Here is a 23,107-nt window from a genome sequence, read left to right on the forward strand (position 1 = left end):
ACTGCTTATTCTTGTTCAGCAGCTTCTTCTGTTGCTTCCGCTTTTGTTGCTTTTTCAGCTTCTTCAGCTTCAAAGGCTGCTTTAGCCTCTTGGGCTGCTTTTTCGCGGGCTTTTTCAAGGTCATCTACGTGGATGACATCTTCGTCCATTCCTTCATCCAAGTCGCGAAGTTCCACTTCTTGGTCATCTTCGTCTAGAACACGCATGTCAAGACCAAGAGATTGCAATTCTTTGACAAGAACTCGGAAGGATTCTGGAACACCTGGTTTTGGAATTGGTTTTCCTTTTGTAATAGCTTCATAAGCTTTCAAACGTCCGTTGATATCGTCAGACTTGTAAGTCAAGATTTCTTGAAGGACATTTGACGCACCGTAGGCTTCAAGAGCCCAAACCTCCATCTCACCGAAACGTTGTCCACCAAACTGAGCTTTACCTCCGAGTGGTTGTTGGGTAACGGTTGAGTAAGGTCCGACAGAACGAGCGTGCAATTTATCGTCAACCATGTGGTGGAGTTTGATCATGTACATGACTCCGACAGAAACACGGTTATCAAACGGTTCACCAGTACGTCCATCGTAAAGGATTGTTTTGGCATCACTGTCCATACCTGCTTCTTTAACAGTTGACCAAAGGTCTTCAGAACTTGCTCCGTCAAAGACTGGTGTTGCGATGTGGATACCAAGAGTACGAGCCGCCATACCAAGGTGGAGCTCCATAACCTGACCGATATTCATACGTGATGGCACCCCAAGTGGGTTCAACATGATATCGACTGGAGTTCCGTCTGGAAGGTAAGGCATATCTTCTACAGGAACGATACGAGAGACAACCCCTTTGTTTCCGTGACGTCCGGCCATCTTATCTCCGACCTTGATCTTACGTTTTTGAGCGATGTAGACGCGAACCAGCATGTTCACACCTGATTGCAACTCATCTCCATTTGCACGTGTAAAGATCTTAACATCACGAACGACACCATCGGCACCGTGTGGTACACGAAGAGAAGTATCGCGCACTTCACGAGATTTATCTCCGAAGATAGCGTGCAAGAGACGTTCTTCAGCTGAAAGGTCTTTCTCACCCTTAGGTGTTACTTTACCTACAAGGATATCACCTTCTTTAACCTCAGCACCGATACGGATAATCCCCATTTCGTCAAGGTCTTTAAGGGCATCTTCACCTACGTTTGGAATTTCGCGAGTAATTTCTTCAGGCCCGAGCTTTGTATCGCGCGTTTCTGATTCGTATTCTTCAAGGTGGACAGATGTATAAACATCGTCTTTCACCAAGCGTTCGCTCATGATAACGGCATCCTCGAAGTTGTAACCTTCCCAAGTCATGTAGGCAACGATTGGGTTTTGTCCAAGCGCCATTTCCCCATTTTCCATAGAAGGTCCGTCAGCAATGAAATCACCTTTTTCAACGACATCTCCAACTTTTACGAGAGTGCGTTGGTTATAGGCAGTACCTGAGTTTGAACGACGGAATTTTTGGATGTGGTAAACATCTAGCGAACCATCTTCACGGCGTACTTCTACCTTGTCAGCATCTGCGTAAGTAACTTTACCATCATACTGAGCAATCACAGCAGCTCCAGAATCGTGGGCCGCTTGGTATTCCATACCAGTACCAACGTAAGGTGCTTTAGGATCAATCAATGGCACAGCCTGACGTTGCATGTTGGCACCCATGAGGGCACGGTTGGAGTCATCGTTTTCCAAGAAAGGAATACATGCTGTCGCAACGGCAACTACCTGTTTTGGTGATACGTCCATGTAGTCAACAACATTAGCTGGATACTCTTGGTTGACCCCTTGGTGACGTCCCATGACAACTTTTTCAGCAAAAGTTCCATCTTCATTGAGGCGAGAGTTAGCCTGCGCTACAGTAAATTCATCTTCTTCATCGGCTGTCAACCAAACGATTTCGTTTGTGACAACACCTGTTTCACGGTCAACCTTTCGGTATGGTGTTTGAACAAAACCATACTTGTTCAAGTGTCCGTAAGATGATAAGTTGTTGATCAAACCGATGTTAGGTCCTTCAGGTGTCTCGATTGGACACATACGACCATAGTGAGTGTAGTGCACGTCACGTACTTCATATCCAGCACGGTCACGTGTCAAACCACCAGGTCCTAAGGCTGACAAACGGCGTTTGTGAGACAACTCAGAAAGCGGATTGTGTTGGTCCATAAACTGTGACAACTGTGATGAACCAAAGAATTCTTTAACCGCAGCTGTTACAGGACGTATGTTGATAATTTGTTGTGGTGTCAAGACTTCGTTGTCTTGAACAGACATACGTTCACGGACATTACGTTCCATACGAGAAAGTCCAAGACGTACTTGGTTAGCAAGTAATTCACCAACCGCACGGATACGACGGTTTCCAAGGTGGTCGATATCATCTACACGGCCAAGTCCTTCAGCCAAGTTGAGGAAGTAGCTCATCTCGGCAAGGATATCTGCAGGAGTGACGATACGAACCTTGTCATCTGGATTGGCATTACCAATGATGGTTACAACACGGTCTGGATCAGTTGGTGCAACAACCTTGAATTTTTGAAGAACAACTGGCTCAGTCACAACGGCTGCATCATTTGGAATGTAAACAATCTTGTTCAAGTCACCATCCAAATGGCTTTCAATGCTTTCAATCACACTACGAGTCATGATTGTTCCAGCTTCTACCAAGATTTCACCTGTTTCAGGGTCTACCAATGGTTCCGCAATGGTTTGGTTGAGCAAGCGTGTTTTAACATTAAGTTTTTTATTGATTTTGTAACGACCAACTGCTGCCAAGTCATAGCGACGTGGATCAAAGAAACGAGCTACAAGCAAGCTACGTGAGCTTTCAGCAGTCTTAGGTTCACCTGGACGAAGGCGTTCGTAAATTTCTTTCAAAGCTTCGTCTGTACGAGAGTCCATTGGGTTCTTGTGGATATCTTTTTCAACAGTATTGCGAACCAATTCGCTATCACCAAAGATATCAAAAATTTCATCATCACCTGAGAAACCAAGAGCACGAACCAAGGTAGTAAATGGAATCTTACGAGTACGGTCGATACGAGTGTAGGCGATATCTTTTGAGTCGCTTTCAAGTTCCAACCAAGCTCCACGGTTAGGGATAACAGTTGAACCGTAGCCCACTTTACCGTTTTTATCAACTTTGTCGTTAAAGTAAACACCTGGTGAGCGGACCAACTGAGATACGATAATACGTTCACCACCATTGATGATGAAAGTACCCATTTCTGTCATAATTGGGAAATCACCAAAGAAAACTTCTTGGGTCTTGATTTCGCCTGTTTCTTTATTGATCAAGCGGAAGGTTACAAAAATTGGTGCTGAGTAGCTAGCATCGTGAATACGAGCTTCTTCTAGCGTGTATTTTGGTTCCTTGATTTCATATCCAACAAATTCCAACTCCATTGTGTCTGTGAAGTTTGAAATTGGCAATACATCTTCAAATACTTCCTTCAGACCGTGGTCTAGGAAAGCTTTGAATGAATCAGTTTGAATTTCAATCAAATTTGGTAAGTCAAGAACTTCTTTGATTCTTGAAAAACTACGACGGGTACGATGTTTCCCGTATTGAACGTCATGTCCTGCCAAGATGATTCTCCTTTGTAAATAAGTTCCAAGCCTTGTCAATCAGGCTTTCTAATCGTCATATGGTTGTAAAACCCCTATCACCGTGTCCCTTTGATGAATTTTCAGAATCTTTAAGTCTTTGTTACAAATACTCAAAATCCTGAAAAAAAGCACAAAAAGAGCAGCTAAATCTGACTTTTTCAGAAGATTTAACTGCTGTGAGCCTTGTCTGGACAATATTTCAGACAAAACCTACGACAAATGATTACTCATATTATACCCTATTTAGCTAGATTTTTCAAGGGGATTAACGATTTTTTGACAAAATCTTTTCCTATAAGAAATACTGGCTTAATCGTAACAAAATTTGTTGCGATTTTTTCTTTTATTTTAATTTTAGGAAAACGCTTGCATCTTATTTTACTAAGTGCTATACTGATGATAGAAATTTATTGATTGGAGAATCATTATGAGAAAAATACCATCTCAAACTGAGAAAAAAATGGTCTACAGCATCCGTTCCCTCAAAAATGGAACTGGTTCTGTCCTTATTGGAGCAAGCCTTATTCTGCTTGCCATGGCTACACCAACTATCTCAGCAAACGAAAATACACCAACCACTAACGAACCCAGCAACAGAAATACGACCTCCCTTACTCAACCTCTTACTGATGCAACAAACATCGCTGGCAAGAACGAAAGCGATTTTTCTTCACCCGATAGTGCAAACGCTTCCCTAAAGAAAACAGAAGAAAAACCTGCAACAGAGCCAACTACTCCTGCTGCAACTCCCGCCGATTCAGCCCCACAAACCGGACAAGATCGTTCAAGTGAACCAACTACTTCTACGAGTCCAGTAACGACTGAAACTAAGGCAGAAGAACCAATAGAAGACAACTACTTCCGTATCCATGTCAAAAAGCTTCCTGAAGAAAACAAGGATGCTCAAGGACTATGGACTTGGGACGATGTTGAAAAACCATCTGAAAACTGGCCTAACGGAGCCTTGTCCTTTAAGGATGCCAAAAAAGATGACTATGGCTACTACCTAGATGTCAAATTAAAGGGAGAACAAGCCAAGAAAATTAGCTTCCTCATCAATAATACAGCTGGGAAAAATCTAACCGGCGATAAATCGATAGAAAAACTGGCACCAAATATGAATGAGGCTTGGTTGGACCAAGAACACAAGGTTTTCTCTTACGAGCCACAACCTGCAGGAACTATTCGCGTCAACTACTACCGTACAGATGGCAACTATGACAAGAAATCTCTCTGGTACTGGGGAGATGTGAAAAATCCAAGTAGTGGTGAATGGCCTAACGGAACAGATTTTACGGCTACAGGCAAATATGGTCGCTATATCGATATTCCACTCAAAGATGCAGCTAAAGACCTTGGATTTTTATTACTAGACAGAAACAAACAAGGAGACGATGTGAAAATCCGTAAAGAAGATTATAAGTTCACAGATTTAAAAAATCATAGCCAAATTTTCCTAAAAGACGATGATGAATCGATTTACACAAATCCATACTATGTCCATGATATCCGTATGACAGGAGCCCAACACGTAGGCACTTCTAGCATTGAGAGTAGTTTTTCAACACTTGTCGGTGCTAAAAAAGAGGATATCCTCAAACACTCCAACATCACTAATCACCTAGGAAATAAAGTAGCTATCACCGATGTTGCAATCGATGAAGCTGGTAAGAAAGTGACCTACAGTGGAGATTTCTCGGACACAAAACATCCTTATACCGTGAGCTACAACGCTGACCAATTCACTACCAAAACAAGCTGGCGTCTGAAAGATGAGACTTACAGTTATGATGGCAAACTTGGAGCTGACCTAAAAGAAGAAGGAAAACAAGTTGATTTAACCCTTTGGTCACCAAGTGCTGGCAAGGTTTCTGTCGTTGTCTACGACAAGAATAACCCTGAAAAAGTGGTTGGAACTGTCGCTCTTGAAAAAGGGGAAAGAGGAACTTGGAAACAAACTCTAGATAGCACAAACAAACTCGGAATCACAGATTTCACTGGATACTATTATCAATACCAAATCGAACGTCAAGGTAAAACTGTTCTTGCACTCGATCCTTACGCTAAGTCCCTCGCTGCTTGGAATAGTGACGATGCTAAGATTGACGATGCCCATAAAGTGGCTAAAGCCGCCTTTGTAGATCCAGCCAAACTCGGACCTCAAGACTTGACTTATGGTAAGATTCACAATTTCAAGACTCGTGAAGATGCCGTTATCTACGAAGCTCATGTGCGTGACTTTACTTCAGATCCTGCCATTGCAAAAGACTTAACCAAACCATTTGGTACCTTTGAAGCCTTTATTGAAAAACTAGACTATCTCAAAGACTTGGGTGTAACCCACATCCAGCTCCTTCCAGTCTTGTCTTACTACTTTGTCAATGAATTGAAAAACCATGAACGCTTGTCTGACTATGCTTCAAGCAACAGCAACTATAACTGGGGATATGATCCTCAAAACTACTTCTCCTTGACTGGTATGTATTCAAGCGATCCTAAAAATCCAGAAAAACGAATCGCAGAATTTAAAAACCTCATCAACGAGATCCACAAACGTGGTATGGGAGCTATCCTAGATGTAGTGTATAACCATACAGCCAAGGTCGATATCTTTGAAGATTTAGAGCCAAACTACTACCACTTTATGGATGCTGATGGGACACCTCGCACTAGCTTTGGTGGTGGACGCTTGGGGACAACCCACCATATGACCAAACGACTCCTAGTTGACTCTATCAAATATCTAGTTGATACCTACAAAGTGGATGGATTCCGCTTCGATATGATGGGAGACCATGATGCAGCTTCTATTGAAGAAGCGTACAAGGCCGCACGCGCCCTCAATCCACACTTAATCATGCTTGGTGAAGGTTGGAGAACCTATGCAGGTGATGAGAACATGCCTACTAAAGCTGCTGACCAAGATTGGATGAAACATACCGATACAGTCGCTGTCTTTTCAGATGACATTCGTAACAACCTCAAGTCTGGTTATCCAAACGAAGGTCAACCTGCCTTTATCACAGGTGGCAAGCGTGATATCAACACCATCTTCAAAAATATCATTGCTCAACCAACCAACTTTGAAGCTGACAGCCCTGGAGATGTCATCCAATACATCGCAGCCCATGATAACTTGACCCTCTTTGACATCATCGCCCAGTCTATCAAAAAAGACCCAAGCAAGGCTGAGAACTATGCTGAAATCCACCGTCGTTTGCGACTTGGAAACCTCATGGTCTTGACATCTCAAGGAACTCCGTTTATCCACTCTGGTCAGGAATACGGACGTACTAAACAATTCCGTGACCCAGCCTACAAGACTCCAGTATCGGAGGATAAGGTTCCAAACAAATCTCACTTGTTGCGTGATAAGGACGGCAATCCATTTGACTATCCTTACTTCATCCATGACTCTTACGATTCGAGTGATGCTATTAACAAGTTTGACTGGACTAAGGCTACAGATGGAAAAGCATATCCTGAAAATGTCAAGAGCCGTGACTATATGAAAGGGTTGATTGCTCTTCGTCAATCTACAGATGCCTTCCGACTTAAGAGTCTCCAAGATATCAAAGACCGTGTCCACCTCATCACTGTCCCAGGCCAAAATGGTGTGGCAAAAGAGGACGTAGTAATTGGCTACCAAATCACTGCTCCAAATGGAGACATCTACGCAGTCTTTGTCAATGCGGACGAAAAAGCTCGCGAATTTAATTTGGGAACTGCCTTTGCCCACCTCAGAAATGCTGAAGTTTTAGCAGATGAAAACCAAGCAGGGCCAGTAGGAATTGCCAACCCGAAAGGACTCGAATGGACTGAAAAAGGCTTGAAATTAAATGCCCTTACAGCTACTGTTCTTAGAATCTCTCAAGGCGGTGCCATCGTTGCCCCAGCTGTGGAAGAAAAACCAGAATTTGACCTTTCTAGCTTAAAACAAGAACAAGGGCAATATAATATCCAAGACAATATGTCAAACCGAGTAGTCAAACCGGAACAGCAAACTCCAGCTCCACAAACTAAACCTGATTCTGCAAAACCAGATGCAAAAGTAGCTGATGCAGAAAATAAACCTAGCCAAGCTACAGCTGATTCACAAGCTGAACAACCAGCACAAGAAACACAAGCATCATCTGTAAAAGAGGTGGTTCAAAACGAATCGGTAGAAAACTCTAGCAAGGATAATACACCTGCAACCCCAGCTAAACAAGCTGAACTTCCAAATACAGGAACCAAAAACGATCACAAACTCCTGTTCGCAGGAATCAGCCTCCTTGCCCTTCTCGGTCTCGGGTTCTTGCTAAAAAACAAAAAAGAGAACTAAACTAGCCCTCCTATAGAACAATCCCCCAAGCCTTAACGCTCGGGGGATTGATTTTTGCTCTGATAAGCCTATCTATCAAATCATATATTCTACACTATAGGTCGCATCCGAAAGTATTCGTGCCAAAAATTGCTTGGTTCGTTCTTCTTTTGGACGACTAAAGAAATCATGGGCATTATTTTCTTCAACAATTTTCCCGCCATCCATAAAAATGACATGGTTGGCCACATCCCTTGCAAACCCCATCTCATGTGTCACTACTACCATAGTAACCCCTTCTTTAGCTAACTGTTTTAAAACATCTAAAACATCCCCTACCAACTCTGGATCCAAGGCCGATGTTGGCTCATCTAATAAAATGACCTCTGGTTTCACAGCGATGGCACGCGCAATGCCGATTCGTTGTTGCTGGCCTCCAGAAAGCTGAGAGGGATAGTAATCTTTATAAGCTAGTAAACCAACTTTTTCTAAGGCAGCTTCCGCACGTTTGGTTGCTTCTTCCTTAGGAATTTTCCGAGCAATAATCAAGCCCTCCAAAATATTTTCCAAGGCCGTTTTATTAGCAAATAAATTATAATGTTGAAAAACAAAGGCAGTCTTCTGGCGAATTTCTAAAATATCTTTTTTGGTCAATTTGCCAAGATCGTATTCTTTATCAGCAAGCTTCAAAGAGCCACTATCGGCTTTTTCTAAATGATTGAGACATCTGAGAAAAGTCGTTTTACCTGATCCAGATGGCCCCAATATTACAACCACATCCCCTTGGTTGACCTTGAGATTAACATCTTCTAGGACTTGTCTGTCTCCAAATTTTTTTGCAACATGTTCTACTTGTAACATTGTCTCCTCCTATGCTAAACCTGTACGGGGCACCACTTGTCCCTGTTCTCTTCGAATATAGCGTTTCTCTAAGATTGAAAAGCCCCATTGAATCAATCCGCAAATAAGAATGTACTGTAAAAAGATCACAAAATAGGATTCAAAATACTGATAACCATAAGATGCTTCAACACGGGCAATAGCTGTAATATCCTTAATGGTCATCACAAAGACCAAAGAGGTTCCTTTTACAATATTTATAACTAGATTAGCCAGATTGGGCAGGGCTGATCGCAAGGCCTGTGGAAAAATAATCCTCACATAAGCTTGACTAGTGGTTAAGCCAATCGCTTGTGCAGCTTCTAATTGTCCCTTATCCACAGTCAAAATAGCCGAACGTAAGATTTCTGATAAACTACCTGTCGTCATCAAACTATAGATAATAAAAGCATAATAGATCGGATTGAGTTTAAAGATATCAACATCACTTCCTATGCTTTTGAGAAATTGATTGAGCAAACTCGGAAACAAACTATAAAAGAAAAGAATCAGCAAAATCGGAGGTGTTGCTCTTATAAAAGCTAGATACACGAGAGAGAAAGTTCGAACACCTTTGACTTTATATATTTGTCCCAGAGCTAAAAACAAGGCTGGTAGAAAACTTAAGACCATGGCTACAATCATGATAATCAAGGTGGTCGGTACCCCTTTTAAGGTCTCTAAAAAGGTTTTTGCAATATAGTCTAAATCCATATCCTATCTCCCTTTCGTTTCCAAAGATTTTTCTAACAAGCGACTCAAGAAGGAAACAGCTAAGGCTACACCCCAATAAAGAATGGCAACCGCTGTATAGGTTTCAAGAGAGTAATTCCCCAAATTACGACTGATTAAGAGATTCCCAGCCCCCATGACATCCACAAAACCAATCGTATATGCTAGGGCAGCGTCCCGCATCAAATTTAGAATAGCGGTCGTCATATTTGGAAGAGCCACTTGAAAAGCCTGAGGAAAAATGATTCTCCAAAATGTCTGACTAGGGGTCAGACCAATACTGACTCCAGCTTCCATCTGACCTTTGGGAATTGCCTGATAAGAAGCCTTAAACACTTCTGCAATGATAGCCGCAAATAGCAAGACCATGGTGAATAAGACGAAGACCGTCTTAGACCAGTTGTTGATATCTAAATTCAACCACCATTTTAAAAATTCAGGTAAACCATAAAAGACAAGGAATAGTAAAACAATAGGAGGAGTACAGCGAAGAGTGAAAATATAACCCTTAGAAAGACCTGCAAAAGTCTTATCTTCTCCCACTTGAGCCCAAGCCAATAAGCCACCGAAAAGGGAACCAAGAATTGTAGTAAAAAAGAGAATGGACAAGGTCATAGGAAGAGCCTGCCATAAGGTGGGTAAAAATTGGAACACTCTTGAAAAATCATATGAAACCATGTAAACCTCTTTCTAACATACCTGATTGCTCATCTAATCTTTATCAACGTAGCTAAAGACATCTTCTTTAAAGTATTTTTGAGAAAGTTTAGCTAGAGTTCCATCTTCTTTTAATTCTTTAATCGCTTTTTCATACTCTTTAGCAAACTTCTCGCCCTTTTCATCACGGTGAATCAATGGATAGGTTGGGATTCCTTTATAAGGGAACCAGCTAAGTTTGTCCGCATATTGGTGGTAAGAACCATCCTCTGCTGTCACTGCTTTTTCAAAAGACAACTTGATATCAAAGAAGGCATCGTATCGTCCTTCTAAAACCCAAGCATAAGCATCTGCCACCTTGAATGATTCAGCAGCTGTCAACTCAATTGGTGTATCCTTATGCTTGTCATTATAGCTATTGATGACATTCCACTGGGCATTTTGAGGAGAGATGGGTACTAATTTTCCTTTATTTTTGGCGAAATCATCAATATTCTTATATTTGGCTTCATCTTCTTTTCTAACAGTAAAACCAATAATGCTGGCTCCTACTGGCTCAGATGGAATAATGAATTTCTTAGCCCGTTCATCTGTATACCAAGCACCTTTAGTTCCAATATCGTACTTGCCAGACTCAAGTCCAATCAAGAGATCATCATCACTCGTTCCAGTATACTCAAATTTATAATCTGCTAATTTCTCATCAACCGCCTTTAAAACAGCAACTTCATAACCATCTGATTCCCCTTTTTCGTCAATAAAATCATAAGGGACATAGTTTTGAGTATGGGCAACTTTTAAAGTTGTTACTTGTCCAGATGAAGCTGCATCTGCACCTTTAGCAGATGCTCCCGCCAAAGTTCTACCAATAATCGTTGCTCCAAGAACTGCCACAACTGCAACTCCACCAATAATCCATGTTTTCTTACTCATATTCTTCTCCTTTATTTAGCCAATGCCTCTCTCACCCACTGGATACGCTCCACTACAATATCACTCGGAATGGTACAATCTGCTCCAAGTATGAAGCCCTCTTTTCCTGTTTCTTCTATCAAGCGTTTGGTTTCAGCTTGAATTTCTTCCTTACTGCCTCGATAGAGAAGGCCATCTTTACCGTTTTCAAATCCTCCCAGAACAGCACGACCCTTGAAAATCTCACGACCTTCTTTTAGGCTAATTCCTTCTGGACCAACTGCCCAGTTAAAAACATGAGCTGGATAGTCGGCAAAGATATGAATATCGTTTCGAGCTCCTTCATAGCCACAGATATGAAGGATATTTACCCCACCAACCGACTTAGCTGCATTTAAAACAGTCAGTTCACTCGGCGCAATAATCTCCTGATAGTCTTCAACAGAAACACGCGCATCCTGAATACTTTGCACACTGAGATAAATACCGTCTGCTCCTGCATCTTTAATAATAGCTTGACTCAAGCTAGCGATATCTTGCGCAATTACATCAAGTACTTTTTTCAATTTCTGAGAATCTTGAACTAAGAAATCTGCAATGAGATCATCTCCGCCAGACACTTCTCCAAGTAACCATTTGAGGTAGGTCACAGGCGCAAATATATTGTAAATGGCAACAATATCTTCAGTAAACTCCTGCTTAATCTTCTTCACTAATTCTACCTGCTCTCTAATCCACGGATGATCTTCACCCAGAGGTTGAATCTCTGCCAACTCTTGGAGTGACTTTCCTTTGGCAATAACTGGATTTGGATAAGCAAAATAGCCATCACTCATCAACTTGATAAAGTCTGGATGTAGGTCACGGATAAAACGTTTGTGACCTTGTATATTCTTTTCAATAATCACTGGATTTGAAAATCCCTTTAACCATTCCTCTTCTGATGTAAAGTGGTGCCAAAAACCGACTGGCACACGATCGACAGCTTCTCCTCTAAATGCTTTTAAAACCCATTCTCTTTTTTCTGACATCTCTATTCTCCATTTCTTTCTTTTTCAACTAATAAAATACTGGCAATATCATTGGTTTGAATAAAGGGAAGACTTCCCTTCTGAAAATCCTGAATTCCATGACATCTTGGCCCTTCCTTACAAGCAAGTCCCTTTGTAAGACTGATCGCAAGTAAGATGACAAAGCCGAGGGCCGTCCCTACCAATAGCCACTTTTTTCTTTTCATAAGGCCCTCCTATTCTAAAATAGCAGCCTGACGAATCCAGTCCAATCGTTCTAATTCAAAGTCATCTGGAACCGTGCAATCCGCTCCAAGAAGGACTCCTCTAGTCCCAGCTTCAGCCAACAAGCGTTTGGTTTCCTCTTGTAGTTTAGCCTTGCTACCTCCATAAAGCAGGCTCTGCTTTCCATTTTCAAAACCACCCAAGACCGCTTTGCCATGAAATAGCTCCTGACCTTGAGGTAAGCTGACTGCTTCATGGTGGGTTGCCCAATTGAAAACTTGGGCTGGATAATCTTTGAAAATAGTCACATTGTTACTGGCACCTTGGAAACCGCAGATATGCAGGATATTGACCCCACCTGCCTGATTAGCAGCTTCTAAAACCTTTATGTTGCTTGGCTCAATATAGGTCTGATACAATTCTGCTGTGATGCGCTCATCCTGAATTTCTTGTGTACTGAGGTAAATCCCATCTGCTCCACAATCCTGAATGATTGCCTTGGTTAGGATTGCGATATCCTCAGCTATTACATCTAAAATCTCCCTGAATAGCTCTGGATTTTCGAGTAATAGATTAGCAACCTCCTTATCACCTCTAGAAGTCTCTGTACGAAACCAACGTTTCAGGTAGGAAATCGGAGAAAAGATATTGTAGAATGAAGCAATGTCCTCAGTGAAGGTTGCTCGAATAGCTTGTACCACTTCTACTTGTTGCTGAATCCAAGGATGGTTTTCACCAATCGACTCAATAGAAGCCAGCTCCTGAATACTTGAAACCAAAGGACTGTAGACATCACTTGGATAAATGAAAAATCCGTCACTCATCATTTTGACAAAATCAGGATGAATTCTTTCAACGTACTTCCGATGTCCCTCTACACTTTTTTGAAAGATACGTGGGTTATTTAAACCTTGCCCTTTTTCCTCCAGTGTTACAAAATGAAACCAAAAGCCTACAGGAACTCGTTCCACCTCTTCTCCTCGGATGGCTTTAAAAACTAGCTCTCTTTTACTTGTCATACTTTTCTCCTTCCATTTGGATTGAAACCATCTTACCACTCCTTTTGACCTTTTCCCAATATATATTGACTATCGACTTGATTGATATTGTTTATATCAATAACGAAAAAATCTCTGGAAAGCTTGATTTTACTAGCTTTTCAGAGATTCTTTTTTGTTTATTGCTTTTTTAAAATAGTTGTTATATAGATTTTTTATCAGCCTGATTAGGATTTTTTATTAAGCCTCTTTCATGGCAAAGTATTCCCGTACTTTGGGTGCCACTTGCATTCCGAATAGTTCAATAGCTCTCAGAACCTGGTCATGGGGCATGGAACCAAGCGGTAGATGGAGCATGAAGCGGTCCAAACCTAAGTCTTCAATCATACGAATCAATTTTTCGGCCACCTGATCTGGATTGCCCACAAACATAGCACCATTTGGCCCAACTTGCTCCAAATATTGCTCATAACGCAATTCCTGCCAGTGCGGACGATCTTTAGAAATAGCATCCACCACTTGCTTGGTCGGATGGAAATAATATTTCACCGCCTGCTTGCCATCCTCAGCAATCCATCCCCAAGAATGAGCTCCAACCTTTAGTTCCTGACTGGCATAGCCCGCTTCGCTCCCAATCTCACGATAAGCCTGAATCAACTTTTTAAAATAACGCGGATTGCCACCAATAATAGCATAAACAATCGGTAGACCAGCCTGAGCAATCTTCACAGTTGATTCGACATGACCACCTGTCGCTATCCACAAGGGCAATTTGTCCTGAACTGGACGAGGATAAACTTCTTTGCCAGAGATTGTTTGGGTCAATCGACCTTGCCAATCTAGTTTTATCTTTTCATTGACTAATTGAAGCAAGTCTAATTTCTCATCAAAAAGAGCTTCGTAGTCTTTCAAATCATAGCCAAACAAGGGAAAAGATTCCGTGAAAGAACCCCTTCCGGCCATAATCTCCGCACGTCCATTTGACAAAGCATCGATAGTGGCATATTGTTGGAACAATCGAATCGGATCCATACTTGAGAGAATGCTGACTGCACTGGTCAAACGAATCTTCTTGGTATTGACTGCCCCAGCTGCCAGAACAATCTCTGGCGCAGATATCGCAAAATCCGCTCGATGGTGCTCACCAATCCCATACACATCCAAACCAACCTTGTCAGCCAGTTCAATCTCTGCCAGCAACTGGCGAATGCGTTCAGCATAACTGTAAGTCTGCCCAGTCCCTTCAAGCACCGTTGTTTCCCCAAATGTTGAAATTTCCAATTCTACCATTGTTATTATCCCCGTCTATTTCTTTCCTTCAATTTGAAAAATTATTCTAACATGAATCTTGACTACAAGCAACCGATTTGCTCACAAGAAAAAGCCTAGATAACTAGACTTTTTTTAGTTTATTCTACCGTTACTGATTTAGCAAGATTACGTGGTTTGTCCACATCAAGTCCACGGTGGAGTGTTGCAAAGTAAGCGACCAATTGCGTTGGTACAACCATTGAGATTGGTGAGAGGTAAGGGTGTACAGTCGTAAGGACGATATCGTCTGTATCTTTGGCTACATTCTCTTCTGCGATAGTGAGAACCTTGGCACCACGGGCTGCCACCTCTTGGATATTTCCGCGAGTGTGGTTGGCAAGAACTGGATCTGACAAGAGGGCCAAGACAGGCGTTCCTTCTTCAATCAAGGCAATAGTCCCGTGCTTGAGTTCTCCTGCCGCAAAGCCTTCACACTGGATGTAAGAAATCTCTTTGAGTTTGAGACTTGCTTCCATGGCTACATAGTAATCTTGACCACGTCCGATATAAAAGGCGTTGCGAGTTGTTTCAAGAAGCTCACGAACCTTGGCTTCGATGGTTTCTTTCTCTGAAAGAGTTGATTCGATAGACTGAGCTACGATTGACAACTCATGAACCAAGTCAAAGTCTTTCGCTTTGGCATTTCCATTTGCTTCTCCGACTGCTTTTGCCAGGAAGGCAAGGGCTGCGATTTGTGCTGTATAGGCTTTAGTGGATGCCACGGCAATTTCAGGACCTGCATGAAGGAGCATGGTATGGTTGGCTTCACGTGAAAGGGTTGAACCTGGGACATTTGTCACTGTCAAACTTGGGATTCCCATTTCATTAGCCTTGACCAAAACCTGACGGCTATCCGCTGTTTCACCAGATTGGCTGATAAAAATGAAGAGTGGTTTCTTGCTGAGAAGTGGCATACCGTAGCCCCACTCAGAAGAGATTCCAAGTTCAACTGGTGTATCAGTCAATTCTTCCAACATCTTCTTCGAAGCAAATCCTGCGTGGTAAGATGTTCCAGCTGCAAGAATGTAAATACGATCTGCATCTTGAACAGCCTTGATAATAGCTGGGTCTACGACAATTTGACCAGCCTCATCTGTGTAGGCTTGGATGAGTTTACGCATAACCGTTGGCTGTTCGTCAATTTCCTTGAGCATGTAGTAAGGGTAAGTTCCCTTACCGATATCTGACAAGTCAAGCTCAGCAGTATAGCTAGCACGCTCACGACCATTACCATCATAGTCTTGAACCTCTACACTATCAGCCTTGACGATGACCAACTCTTGGTCATGGATTTCCATGTACTGGTTGGTCTCACGAATCATAGCCATGGCGTCTGAGCAGACCATGTTATAGCCTTCCCCAAGACCAATCAAAAGTGGTGATTTATTCTTAGCCACATAGATCACTTCAGGATTTTGTGAGTCAACCAAGGCAAAGGCATAAGAACCACGGATGATGTGAAGAGCTTTTTTGAAGGCTTCAAGAACTGACAAACCATCTTCTTCCGCAAATTTTCCAATCAAGTGAACGGCGATTTCAGTATCTGTTTGCCCCTTAAAGTGGTGACCTGCAAGGTATTCTTCCTTGATTTCAAGGTAGTTCTCAATCACCCCATTGTGAACCAAGACAAAACGCTCCGTCTCAGAGCGGTGTGGGTGAGCATTATCCTCAGTTGGTTTTCCATGAGTTGCCCAACGAGTATGTCCGATACCAGTCGTTCCCTCAACACCAGCTGTCTTAGCAGATAATTCTGCGATACGGCCTACAGCCTTGACTAGATGGTTTTCAGCACCACCTAGGACAAAAATCCCAGCAGAATCATAGCCACGGTATTCGAGCTTTTCAAGCCCTTGAATCAAAATATCAGTTGCATTTGTGTTTCCAACAACACCAACAATTCCACACATAGTATATACGACACAGGCAAGCTGTGCTTTCTCCTTAAAATTGGTATAGTCTAATTCCTCTTTTATAGAATCAGCAAAAACAGTATATACTTGTTTCTTTCACTTGTCAAGAGTAAAAATTGGTATAGTTCAAATCAACTTCCTGAAATCAAAAAAACTCTGACCAATTAGGATAATCAGTCAGAGTCCTTTTTAAAATCCATTATTGTCGCTTAATTCCTTGAACCAGTGCCCTGATTTTTTCAGACGACGTTCTTGCGTTTCCAAGTCTAATTCGACCAAACCATAGCGATTTTTATAACTATTGAGCCATGACCAACAATCGATAAATGTCCAAATCAAGTAACCCTTACAATTGGCTCCGTCTTCAATAGCACGGTGAAGTTCACCAAGATGACCTTTTACAAAGTCAATACGGTAATCATCTTGAATCATTCCATCTTGACGGAATTTTTCTTCCCCCTCAACACCCATACCATTCTCTGTCAACATCCACTCAATATTGCCATAATTTTCCTTGATATTTTGGGCAATGTCATAAATCCCTTGCTCATAAATCTCCCAGCCACGGTGAGGATTGATTTTACGTCCAGGCATCACATAAGGTTCGTAAAAATGTTCTGGCAAGAGCGGACTCTCTGGATTCTTAGCAAATCGAGGCGCCATAACACGCAAAGGTTGGTAGTAGTTAACACCAAGGAAGTCCACCGTATTATCACGAATGAGTTCCAACTCTTCCTCCGTAGTATCAGGTAAGAGGCCGTGTTCATACAAGATTTCTACCAATTCCTGTGGATAAGTCCCCAAAACAGACGGATCTAAGAAAGATTGGGCCTGAAAAAGGTTCGCAATACGAGCAGCCTTGACATCAGCAGGATGCTGGCTACGTGGATAAGCCGGTGTCAAGTTGAGGACAATCCCGATCTTGGAATTAGGCAAGAGTTCATGACAGGCCTTGACTGCCCGACTGCTAGCCAATTGTGTATGATAGGCTACTTTAACGGCTGCCTCTGCATCCACCTTATGTGGATAATGAGCATCATAAAAATAGCCAAATTCTACAGGAACGATTGGTTCGTTAAAGGTAATCCACTGATCTACTAAATCTCCATAAGTCTCAAAACAAAAACGAGCATAGTCTTCATAAGCTGAGACAGTCGCCTTATTTTCCCAACCATCACCATCTTCTTGAAGAGCAAAAGGCAGATCAAAATGATAGAGATTGACTAAAAGACGAATTCCTTTGGCCTTAATAGCTTCAAAAACCTTACGATAGAAATCCACACCTTGAGCATTGATTTTGCCACGCCCTTGTGGAAAAATCCGTGACCATTGAATAGAAGTCCGAAAGGCTGTATGACCAGTTTCTACCAGTAGCTCGATATCCTGTTCCCAATTTTCATAAAAGGTCGATGCCTTATCTGGACCAATCCCATTATAGTAACGATTTGGCTCCACTTGGTACCAATAATCCCAGAGATTATCTCCCTTACCGTCACCAGCTACATGTCCTTCTGTTTGTGGTCCAGAAGTAGAGGATCCCCAGACAAAATCCTTTGGAAATCTTAGCATACATTTACCTCTTTATCTACTCATTTTTCCCATTATACAGAAAAAACAAGGTAAAAACTAGTTACATTTTTTCCTTGTTTTTCTTCTGATTATAGTTTTTATTTCTTGCTGAGAATTTCAAGCGTTTCAAGCACGTTATCTGCATGAACTTCGATAGTATCACCAGTCGCTTTAATCTTAACTTCTACGATGCCATCGGCCGCTTTCTTCCCAACAGTGATACGGATTGGCAATCCAATCAAGTCGCTATCACTGAATTTGACTCCGACACGTTCGTTACGGTCATCTGTCAAGACTTCGTAACCAGCTCCCATCAAGCTTGCTTCAAGCTTTTCTGTCAAGGCTTGCGCTTCTTCATCCTTGACATTGACAGTAATCAAGTGCACATCAAATGGTGCCAATTCTTTAGGGAAGTTGATTCCCCAAGCATAACGGTATTCACCTTTTGGCGTTTTGTTAACAAAGAGGCGAGCGTGTTGCTCCATCACTGCTGAAAGGAGACGGCTGACACCAATACCATAACATCCCATGATAATTGGCACAGCACGACCATTTTCATCCAAAACATCTGCCCCCATGCTTGCCGAATAGCGAGTACCGAGTTTGAAGATGTGACCAATTTCGATACCACGCGCAAAGTTAAGGACACCTTGTCCGTCTGGAGAAATTTCACCCTCACGAACTTCACGGATATCCACATATTCTGCAGTAAAATCACGACCTGGGTTCACACCAGTCAAGTGGTAGCCATCTTCGTTAGCACCGACAACTGCATTGCGAACATCTTGCACTTTACGATCTGCAATAATTTTAATATTCTCTGGCAAAGCAACTGGGCCAAGTGAACCAAATCCTGCTTGAACAAGATTCGCCACTTCTTCTTCACTTGCAACGTCAAAGAAATCTGCTCCCAAGTGGTTTTTCAACTTAACTTCATTGAGTTGGTCATTTCCAACTAGAAGGGCTACAACAAGCTCACCATCTGCCATGTAGAAGAGGGTTTTAATTGTTTGTTCTTCTGGAACATTGAGGAAGGCTGCAACTTCATCGATTGATTTAACATCTGGCGTTGCAACACGAGTTACTTCTTCTTCAGCGACAACACGGTTGCTTGGTTTGTACTCGTTTGTTGCCATTTCCAAGTTAGCCGCATAGCTAGACTCACTTGAGTAAGCAATGGTATCCTCACCAGAAACCATCCATTTAAGCAATTCTGCCTTGATTTCTTCTTGCACTTCTGCAGGAATTTCATCAAATGAGGCAACTGACTTGTCCAAGACAACCCAGCGGTCAAGGTCTGTACGAGCAGGTGTAATGGCCATAAATTCTTGGCTATCCTTACCACCCATGGCTCCACCGTCACCAATGATAGCCTTGAAGTCTAAACCACTACGAGTGAAAATACGCTCATAAGCAGCCTTGTACTCATCGTAAACACTGTCCAAGCTATCATAGTTAGCGTGGAAACTGTAAGCATCCTTCATGATAAACTCACGTGTACGGAGAAGTCCATTACGTGGGCGTTTTTCATCACGATACTTAGGTTGGATTTGGTAAAGGTTAAGTGGCAATTGCTTGTAAGACTTAACAGAATCACGGACAATAGCTGTAAAGGTTTCTTCGTGAGTTGGACCTAGGATAAAGTCTGATTTTTCACGGTTTTTTAGTTTGTAAAGATCCTCACCATAAGTTTCGTAACGACCTGATTCGCGCCACAATTCTGCACTGAGAAGGGCAGGAGCCAACATCTCAACGGCACCAATCTTATCAAATTCTTGGCGCATGATATTTTTGGCTTTTTCAATCACACGGTTGGCAAGTGGTAAGTAAGAATAAACACCTGCTGAAACTTGGCGAACATAACCAGCTCGCAACATAAGAGCATGGCTAATAACTTGAGCATCGCTTGGCATTTCGCGAAGCGTTGGGATAGGCATTTTACTTTGTTTCATAATATTCCTCGGTTATCTAAAAAAGAGTCGCATGATGTCATTCCAGGTCACAGCGATCATCAAGACAACCATGATGACCACTCCGGCCAAGGTGACATAGGTTTCAATTTCTTGTTTCAATGGTTTGCGGCGAATGGCTTCCAGGATATTGAGCACAATCTTACCACCATCCAATGCTGGAATCGGAATAAGATTAAAAATCCCAATATTGATGGAAATCATTGCCAAGAAGTACAAGACATTCTCAATTCCATTTTTAGCAGCATCACTACTTGCCTTAAAGATGGCAACAGGTCCACCTAGCTTGTTCAAATCCGGTTGGAAAATCAGATTTTTCAGAGCTGATAGAATTCGTAGGGCCGAGTCAGCAGCAGTTGTAAAACCACCTACAAACATAGATACAAAATCTGATTTAATCCCCGGTTGAACACCTAGAAGGTAACGACCTTGACTTTCTTCCGGACTAACAGTGACTTGTTTGTCACTACCATTTTCAGAAATAGTCACATCCAAGGTCGGGGCCGTCTTATCTTTGGTTTCTGATTCCACGGCCTGAATCAAACTTTCCCAGTTGCTAACCTCATGTGAACCAATCTTGGTAATCTGTGCCGTTTCTGGTACTCCCACCTTAGCCAAGGCCCCTTGGGGCATAATATGGAACTGGTTGGTATCGACATCTCTGACACCACCCTGCATGAAGATTAAAATCCAGAAAACAACAACCCCTAAGATAAAGTTGTTCATAGGGCCTGCAAAATTAGTAATGAGTTTCCCCCAGATAGTCGCATTTTGATATTGAACATCTAAAGGTGCAATCCGAACCTCAGTACCATCTGCTTCCACAACCGTTGCATCGTGATCCACTGCAAATGTTTTTTCTTCTTCCAGAACCAAGCCCTTGATAAAGAGCTTGTCTTCAAAATCAAACTGGGTCACCTGCATAGGAAGAGCTGTTTGATCCAATTTTTTACCTGAAAGATTGATGCGCTTAACCTTACCATCATCAGCAAGAGTCAAACTGACAGGAGTTCCTGTCTTGATTTCAGTTGTATCATCACCCCAACCGGCCATGCGAACATAGCCACCCAGAGGCAAGATTCGAATGGTATAGGCCGTTCCATCCTTGCCAATGTGAGCAAAGATTTTGGGACCCATACCAATGGCAAATTCACGCACTAGAATCCCTGATTTCTTGGCAAAGTAGAAATGTCCGAACTCGTGCACCACTACAATAATCCCAAAAACCAGAATAAAGGTTAAAATTCCGAGCATAGTATTTCCTCCGTCTTTTGATTAAAAGAGTCCAAACAAGTGCATAATTGGAAATACAAGCAACATACTATCAAAACGATCCAAAACACCACCATGTCCAGGAATAAATTTCCCAGAATCCTTGACACCAAAGTGACGCTTGATCGAACTTTCTAGTAAATCACCAAATTGTCCAGCAATGCTAAAGAAAATAGCAAAGACTGACATCTTGTAAATTCCATACGGAAGAGCAACTGTACTGTCAAACATCATAAAGATGATAGTTACTAAAATAGCACCTAAAATACCACCCAAGGCACCCTCAAAGGTTTTATTTGGAGAAACTGTCGGAGCTAATTTTCGTTTACCATAGTTCATCCCAACAAGATAGGCACCACTGTCTGTCGCCCAGACGATGCACAAGGCCAATAGAGCCTTATCTAAACCTGCAACGCGAGCATCTAGTAAAGCATTAAAACCAAAGCCCACGTAGAAACTCATAGCAAGCGGGAAAACAGCATCCTCAATCGTATAAGACTTGCTAAAAACAGTCGTTCCTAACATAATTGAAATCAAAACACTGTAGGCAACCACATTCCCATCAACTGGCAAAAAAGTCAGGTAATTCTCCAAGGGAATGGTCAAGGCAAAGGTTGCAAAGAGGGTTAAGAGACCCTCCATCGTCATGGTCTCTAGACCTCTCATCTTCAAAAGTTCATGCATGGCTAGCATGGCTATGATTCCAATTGCTATCTGCAGCAAGAGTCCCCCAATCATTAAAATTGGTAGGAAAATAGCCAGGGCAATCCCTGCAAACAAGGTTCTTTTCTGTAAATCCTGTGTCATATTTCCTCCTAAACTCCTCCAAATCGGCGATGACGACGATTGTAGGCAAGAATGGCTTCCTGCAAGGCCATCTCGTCAAAATCAGGCCACAAGGTGTCCGTAAAATAGAGCTCACTATAGGCTCCCTGCCATGGAAGGAAATTGCTCAAACGCAATTCTCCACTGGTACGGATAATCAAGTCTGGGTCTCGTAACTCCTTAGGCAAATGCTGGGTGAAGAGATAGTTACCAATCAATTCCTCTGTGATGTCACCTGGGTTGATTTTGGCATCTAAAACATCCTGAGAAATCAACTTAAGAGCCTGTGTAATCTCAGCACGTCCACCATAGTTGAGGGCAAAATTAAGAATTAATCCTGTGTTGTTCTTAGTTAGTTCCTCAGCCTTGGTCAGAGCTTCAAAAGTTTGCTTAGGCAGGCGGTCTGTCTCCCCAATCATTTGAATCTTAACATTATTCGCATGCAATTCTGGGACATAATTATCATAAAACTCTACTGGCAAGTTCATGATAAACTTGACTTCCTGATCTGGACGGGTCCAGTTTTCTGTAGAAAAAGCATAGACCGTAATAACCTTAACGCCTAGTTTGTTGGCTGCCTTGGTCACAGTTTGCAATGCTTCCATGCCCGCCTTATGTCCGAAGACTCGCGGTTGCATACGTTTTTTAGCCCAACGGCCATTGCCATCCATGATGATGCCGATATGAGCAGGAACCTGTGTCGGAACCTCTACTTCCACAGCCCTATCTTTCTTAAAAAATCCAAACATGATCTTATTCCTATTCAAAAATCTATCGTTTCATTATACCATATTTCCCTATTTTCTTCTATCACTAAGCTATTTATACTCTTCGAAAATCTCTTCAAACCACGTCAGCTTCACCTTGCCGTACTCAAGTACAGCCTGCGGCTAGCT

The 23,107-nt window shown here is 42.2% G+C and carries 16 protein-coding genes; 1 reads left to right on the top strand and 15 read right to left on the bottom strand.

Annotated features, from left to right (window positions below; all coding sequences use genetic code 11):
- Nucleotides 1–5: 5 nt before the first annotated feature.
- Nucleotides 6–3,617 carry a DNA-directed RNA polymerase subunit beta gene (gene rpoB, locus ADG81_RS00255; RefSeq protein WP_049550565.1) on the bottom strand — a complete coding sequence of 1,204 codons (3,612 nt, stop codon included), beginning with the start codon at nucleotides 3,615–3,617 and terminating at the stop codon, nucleotides 6–8.
- Nucleotides 3,618–4,065: 448 nt separating this feature from the next.
- On the opposite strand from rpoB, the gene ADG81_RS00260 reads away from it, so the two are divergent.
- Entirely contained in the window at nucleotides 4,066–7,962 is a 3,897-nt protein-coding gene (locus ADG81_RS00260; protein WP_049550566.1) for a pullulanase, read from the top strand.
- 75 nt (nucleotides 7,963–8,037) lie between these two features.
- On the opposite strand, the gene ADG81_RS00265 is transcribed toward ADG81_RS00260, so the two are convergent.
- From ADG81_RS00265 to ADG81_RS00330, 14 genes are all read right to left on the bottom strand, one after another.
- Nucleotides 8,038–8,802: an amino acid ABC transporter ATP-binding protein gene (locus ADG81_RS00265; protein ID WP_004256702.1), complete on the bottom strand. Its 765-nt coding sequence runs from the start codon at nucleotides 8,800–8,802 to the stop codon at nucleotides 8,038–8,040.
- Between the two features lie 9 nt (nucleotides 8,803–8,811).
- Nucleotides 8,812–9,534: an amino acid ABC transporter permease gene (locus ADG81_RS00270; protein WP_033686286.1), complete on the bottom strand. Its 723-nt coding sequence runs from the start codon at nucleotides 9,532–9,534 to the stop codon at nucleotides 8,812–8,814.
- A 3-nt stretch (nucleotides 9,535–9,537) separates the two neighbouring features.
- Entirely contained in the window at nucleotides 9,538–10,230 is a 693-nt protein-coding gene (locus ADG81_RS00275; RefSeq protein ID WP_004256697.1) for an amino acid ABC transporter permease, read from the bottom strand.
- Nucleotides 10,231–10,263: 33 nt separating this feature from the next.
- Nucleotides 10,264–11,142 carry a transporter substrate-binding domain-containing protein gene (locus ADG81_RS00280; RefSeq protein WP_049550567.1) on the bottom strand — a complete coding sequence of 293 codons (879 nt, stop codon included), beginning with the start codon at nucleotides 11,140–11,142 and terminating at the stop codon, nucleotides 10,264–10,266.
- 11 nt (nucleotides 11,143–11,153) lie between these two features.
- On the bottom strand, nucleotides 11,154–12,152 hold the full coding sequence (locus ADG81_RS00285) for a uroporphyrinogen decarboxylase family protein (RefSeq protein ID WP_020902710.1): 999 nt from the start codon (nucleotides 12,150–12,152) through the stop codon (nucleotides 11,154–11,156).
- 2 nt (nucleotides 12,153–12,154) lie between these two features.
- Entirely contained in the window at nucleotides 12,155–12,358 is a 204-nt protein-coding gene (locus ADG81_RS00290) for a hypothetical protein (RefSeq protein WP_020902709.1), read from the bottom strand.
- 9 nt (nucleotides 12,359–12,367) lie between these two features.
- A complete protein-coding gene (locus ADG81_RS00295) occupies nucleotides 12,368–13,375 on the bottom strand; it encodes a uroporphyrinogen decarboxylase family protein (protein ID WP_080977993.1) in 1,008 nt (335 codons plus the stop codon).
- Between the two features lie 219 nt (nucleotides 13,376–13,594).
- Entirely contained in the window at nucleotides 13,595–14,644 is a 1,050-nt protein-coding gene (locus tag ADG81_RS00300; RefSeq protein ID WP_049550569.1) for an LLM class flavin-dependent oxidoreductase, read from the bottom strand.
- A 119-nt stretch (nucleotides 14,645–14,763) separates the two neighbouring features.
- Nucleotides 14,764–16,572 carry a glutamine--fructose-6-phosphate transaminase (isomerizing) gene (gene glmS, locus ADG81_RS00305; RefSeq protein WP_049550570.1) on the bottom strand — a complete coding sequence of 603 codons (1,809 nt, stop codon included), beginning with the start codon at nucleotides 16,570–16,572 and terminating at the stop codon, nucleotides 14,764–14,766.
- A 192-nt stretch (nucleotides 16,573–16,764) separates the two neighbouring features.
- On the bottom strand, nucleotides 16,765–18,144 hold the full coding sequence (gene bglA, locus ADG81_RS00310) for a 6-phospho-beta-glucosidase (RefSeq protein WP_049550571.1): 1,380 nt from the start codon (nucleotides 18,142–18,144) through the stop codon (nucleotides 16,765–16,767).
- Nucleotides 18,145–18,242: 98 nt separating this feature from the next.
- Complete coding sequence (locus ADG81_RS00315) at nucleotides 18,243–20,096, bottom strand: proline--tRNA ligase (protein WP_049550572.1); 1,854 nt, start codon at nucleotides 20,094–20,096, stop codon at nucleotides 18,243–18,245.
- 12 nt (nucleotides 20,097–20,108) lie between these two features.
- Nucleotides 20,109–21,368: an RIP metalloprotease RseP gene (rseP, locus tag ADG81_RS00320; RefSeq protein WP_049550573.1), complete on the bottom strand. Its 1,260-nt coding sequence runs from the start codon at nucleotides 21,366–21,368 to the stop codon at nucleotides 20,109–20,111.
- 21 nt (nucleotides 21,369–21,389) lie between these two features.
- Nucleotides 21,390–22,193, bottom strand: a complete 804-nt coding sequence (locus ADG81_RS00325) for a phosphatidate cytidylyltransferase (RefSeq protein ID WP_049540615.1) — start codon at nucleotides 22,191–22,193, stop codon at nucleotides 21,390–21,392.
- An 8-nt stretch (nucleotides 22,194–22,201) separates the two neighbouring features.
- Nucleotides 22,202–22,960: an isoprenyl transferase gene (locus ADG81_RS00330; protein WP_049550574.1), complete on the bottom strand. Its 759-nt coding sequence runs from the start codon at nucleotides 22,958–22,960 to the stop codon at nucleotides 22,202–22,204.
- Nucleotides 22,961–23,107 lie beyond the last annotated feature (147 nt).

Source organism: Streptococcus pseudopneumoniae (assembly GCF_001070815.1).
Classification (GTDB): Bacteria; Bacillota; Bacilli; order Lactobacillales; family Streptococcaceae; genus Streptococcus; species Streptococcus pseudopneumoniae_P.

What these genes read in the sequence shown, in the direction of transcription:
- ADG81_RS00260 (WP_049550566.1), top strand. Translation starts at nt 4,066, where the DNA reads ATGAGAAAAATACCATCTCAAACTGAGAAAAAAATGGTCTACAGCATC.
- ADG81_RS00265 (WP_004256702.1), bottom strand. Translation starts at nt 8,802, where the DNA reads ATGTTACAAGTAGAACATGTTGCAAAAAAATTTGGAGACAGACAAGTC.
- ADG81_RS00270 (WP_033686286.1), bottom strand. Translation starts at nt 9,534, where the DNA reads ATGGATTTAGACTATATTGCAAAAACCTTTTTAGAGACCTTAAAAGGG.
- ADG81_RS00275 (WP_004256697.1), bottom strand. Translation starts at nt 10,230, where the DNA reads ATGGTTTCATATGATTTTTCAAGAGTGTTCCAATTTTTACCCACCTTA.
- ADG81_RS00280 (WP_049550567.1), bottom strand. Translation starts at nt 11,142, where the DNA reads ATGAGTAAGAAAACATGGATTATTGGTGGAGTTGCAGTTGTGGCAGTT.
- ADG81_RS00285 (WP_020902710.1), bottom strand. Translation starts at nt 12,152, where the DNA reads ATGTCAGAAAAAAGAGAATGGGTTTTAAAAGCATTTAGAGGAGAAGCT.
- ADG81_RS00290 (WP_020902709.1), bottom strand. Translation starts at nt 12,358, where the DNA reads ATGAAAAGAAAAAAGTGGCTATTGGTAGGGACGGCCCTCGGCTTTGTC.
- ADG81_RS00295 (WP_080977993.1), bottom strand. Translation starts at nt 13,375, where the DNA reads ATGACAAGTAAAAGAGAGCTAGTTTTTAAAGCCATCCGAGGAGAAGAG.
- ADG81_RS00300 (WP_049550569.1), bottom strand. Translation starts at nt 14,644, where the DNA reads ATGGTAGAATTGGAAATTTCAACATTTGGGGAAACAACGGTGCTTGAA.
- glmS (WP_049550570.1), bottom strand. Translation starts at nt 16,572, where the DNA reads ATGTGTGGAATTGTTGGTGTTGTTGGAAACACAAATGCAACTGATATT.
- bglA (WP_049550571.1), bottom strand. Translation starts at nt 18,144, where the DNA reads ATGCTAAGATTTCCAAAGGATTTTGTCTGGGGATCCTCTACTTCTGGA.
- ADG81_RS00315 (WP_049550572.1), bottom strand. Translation starts at nt 20,096, where the DNA reads ATGAAACAAAGTAAAATGCCTATCCCAACGCTTCGCGAAATGCCAAGC.
- rseP (WP_049550573.1), bottom strand. Translation starts at nt 21,368, where the DNA reads ATGCTCGGAATTTTAACCTTTATTCTGGTTTTTGGGATTATTGTAGTG.
- ADG81_RS00325 (WP_049540615.1), bottom strand. Translation starts at nt 22,193, where the DNA reads ATGACACAGGATTTACAGAAAAGAACCTTGTTTGCAGGGATTGCCCTG.
- ADG81_RS00330 (WP_049550574.1), bottom strand. Translation starts at nt 22,960, where the DNA reads ATGTTTGGATTTTTTAAGAAAGATAGGGCTGTGGAAGTAGAGGTTCCG.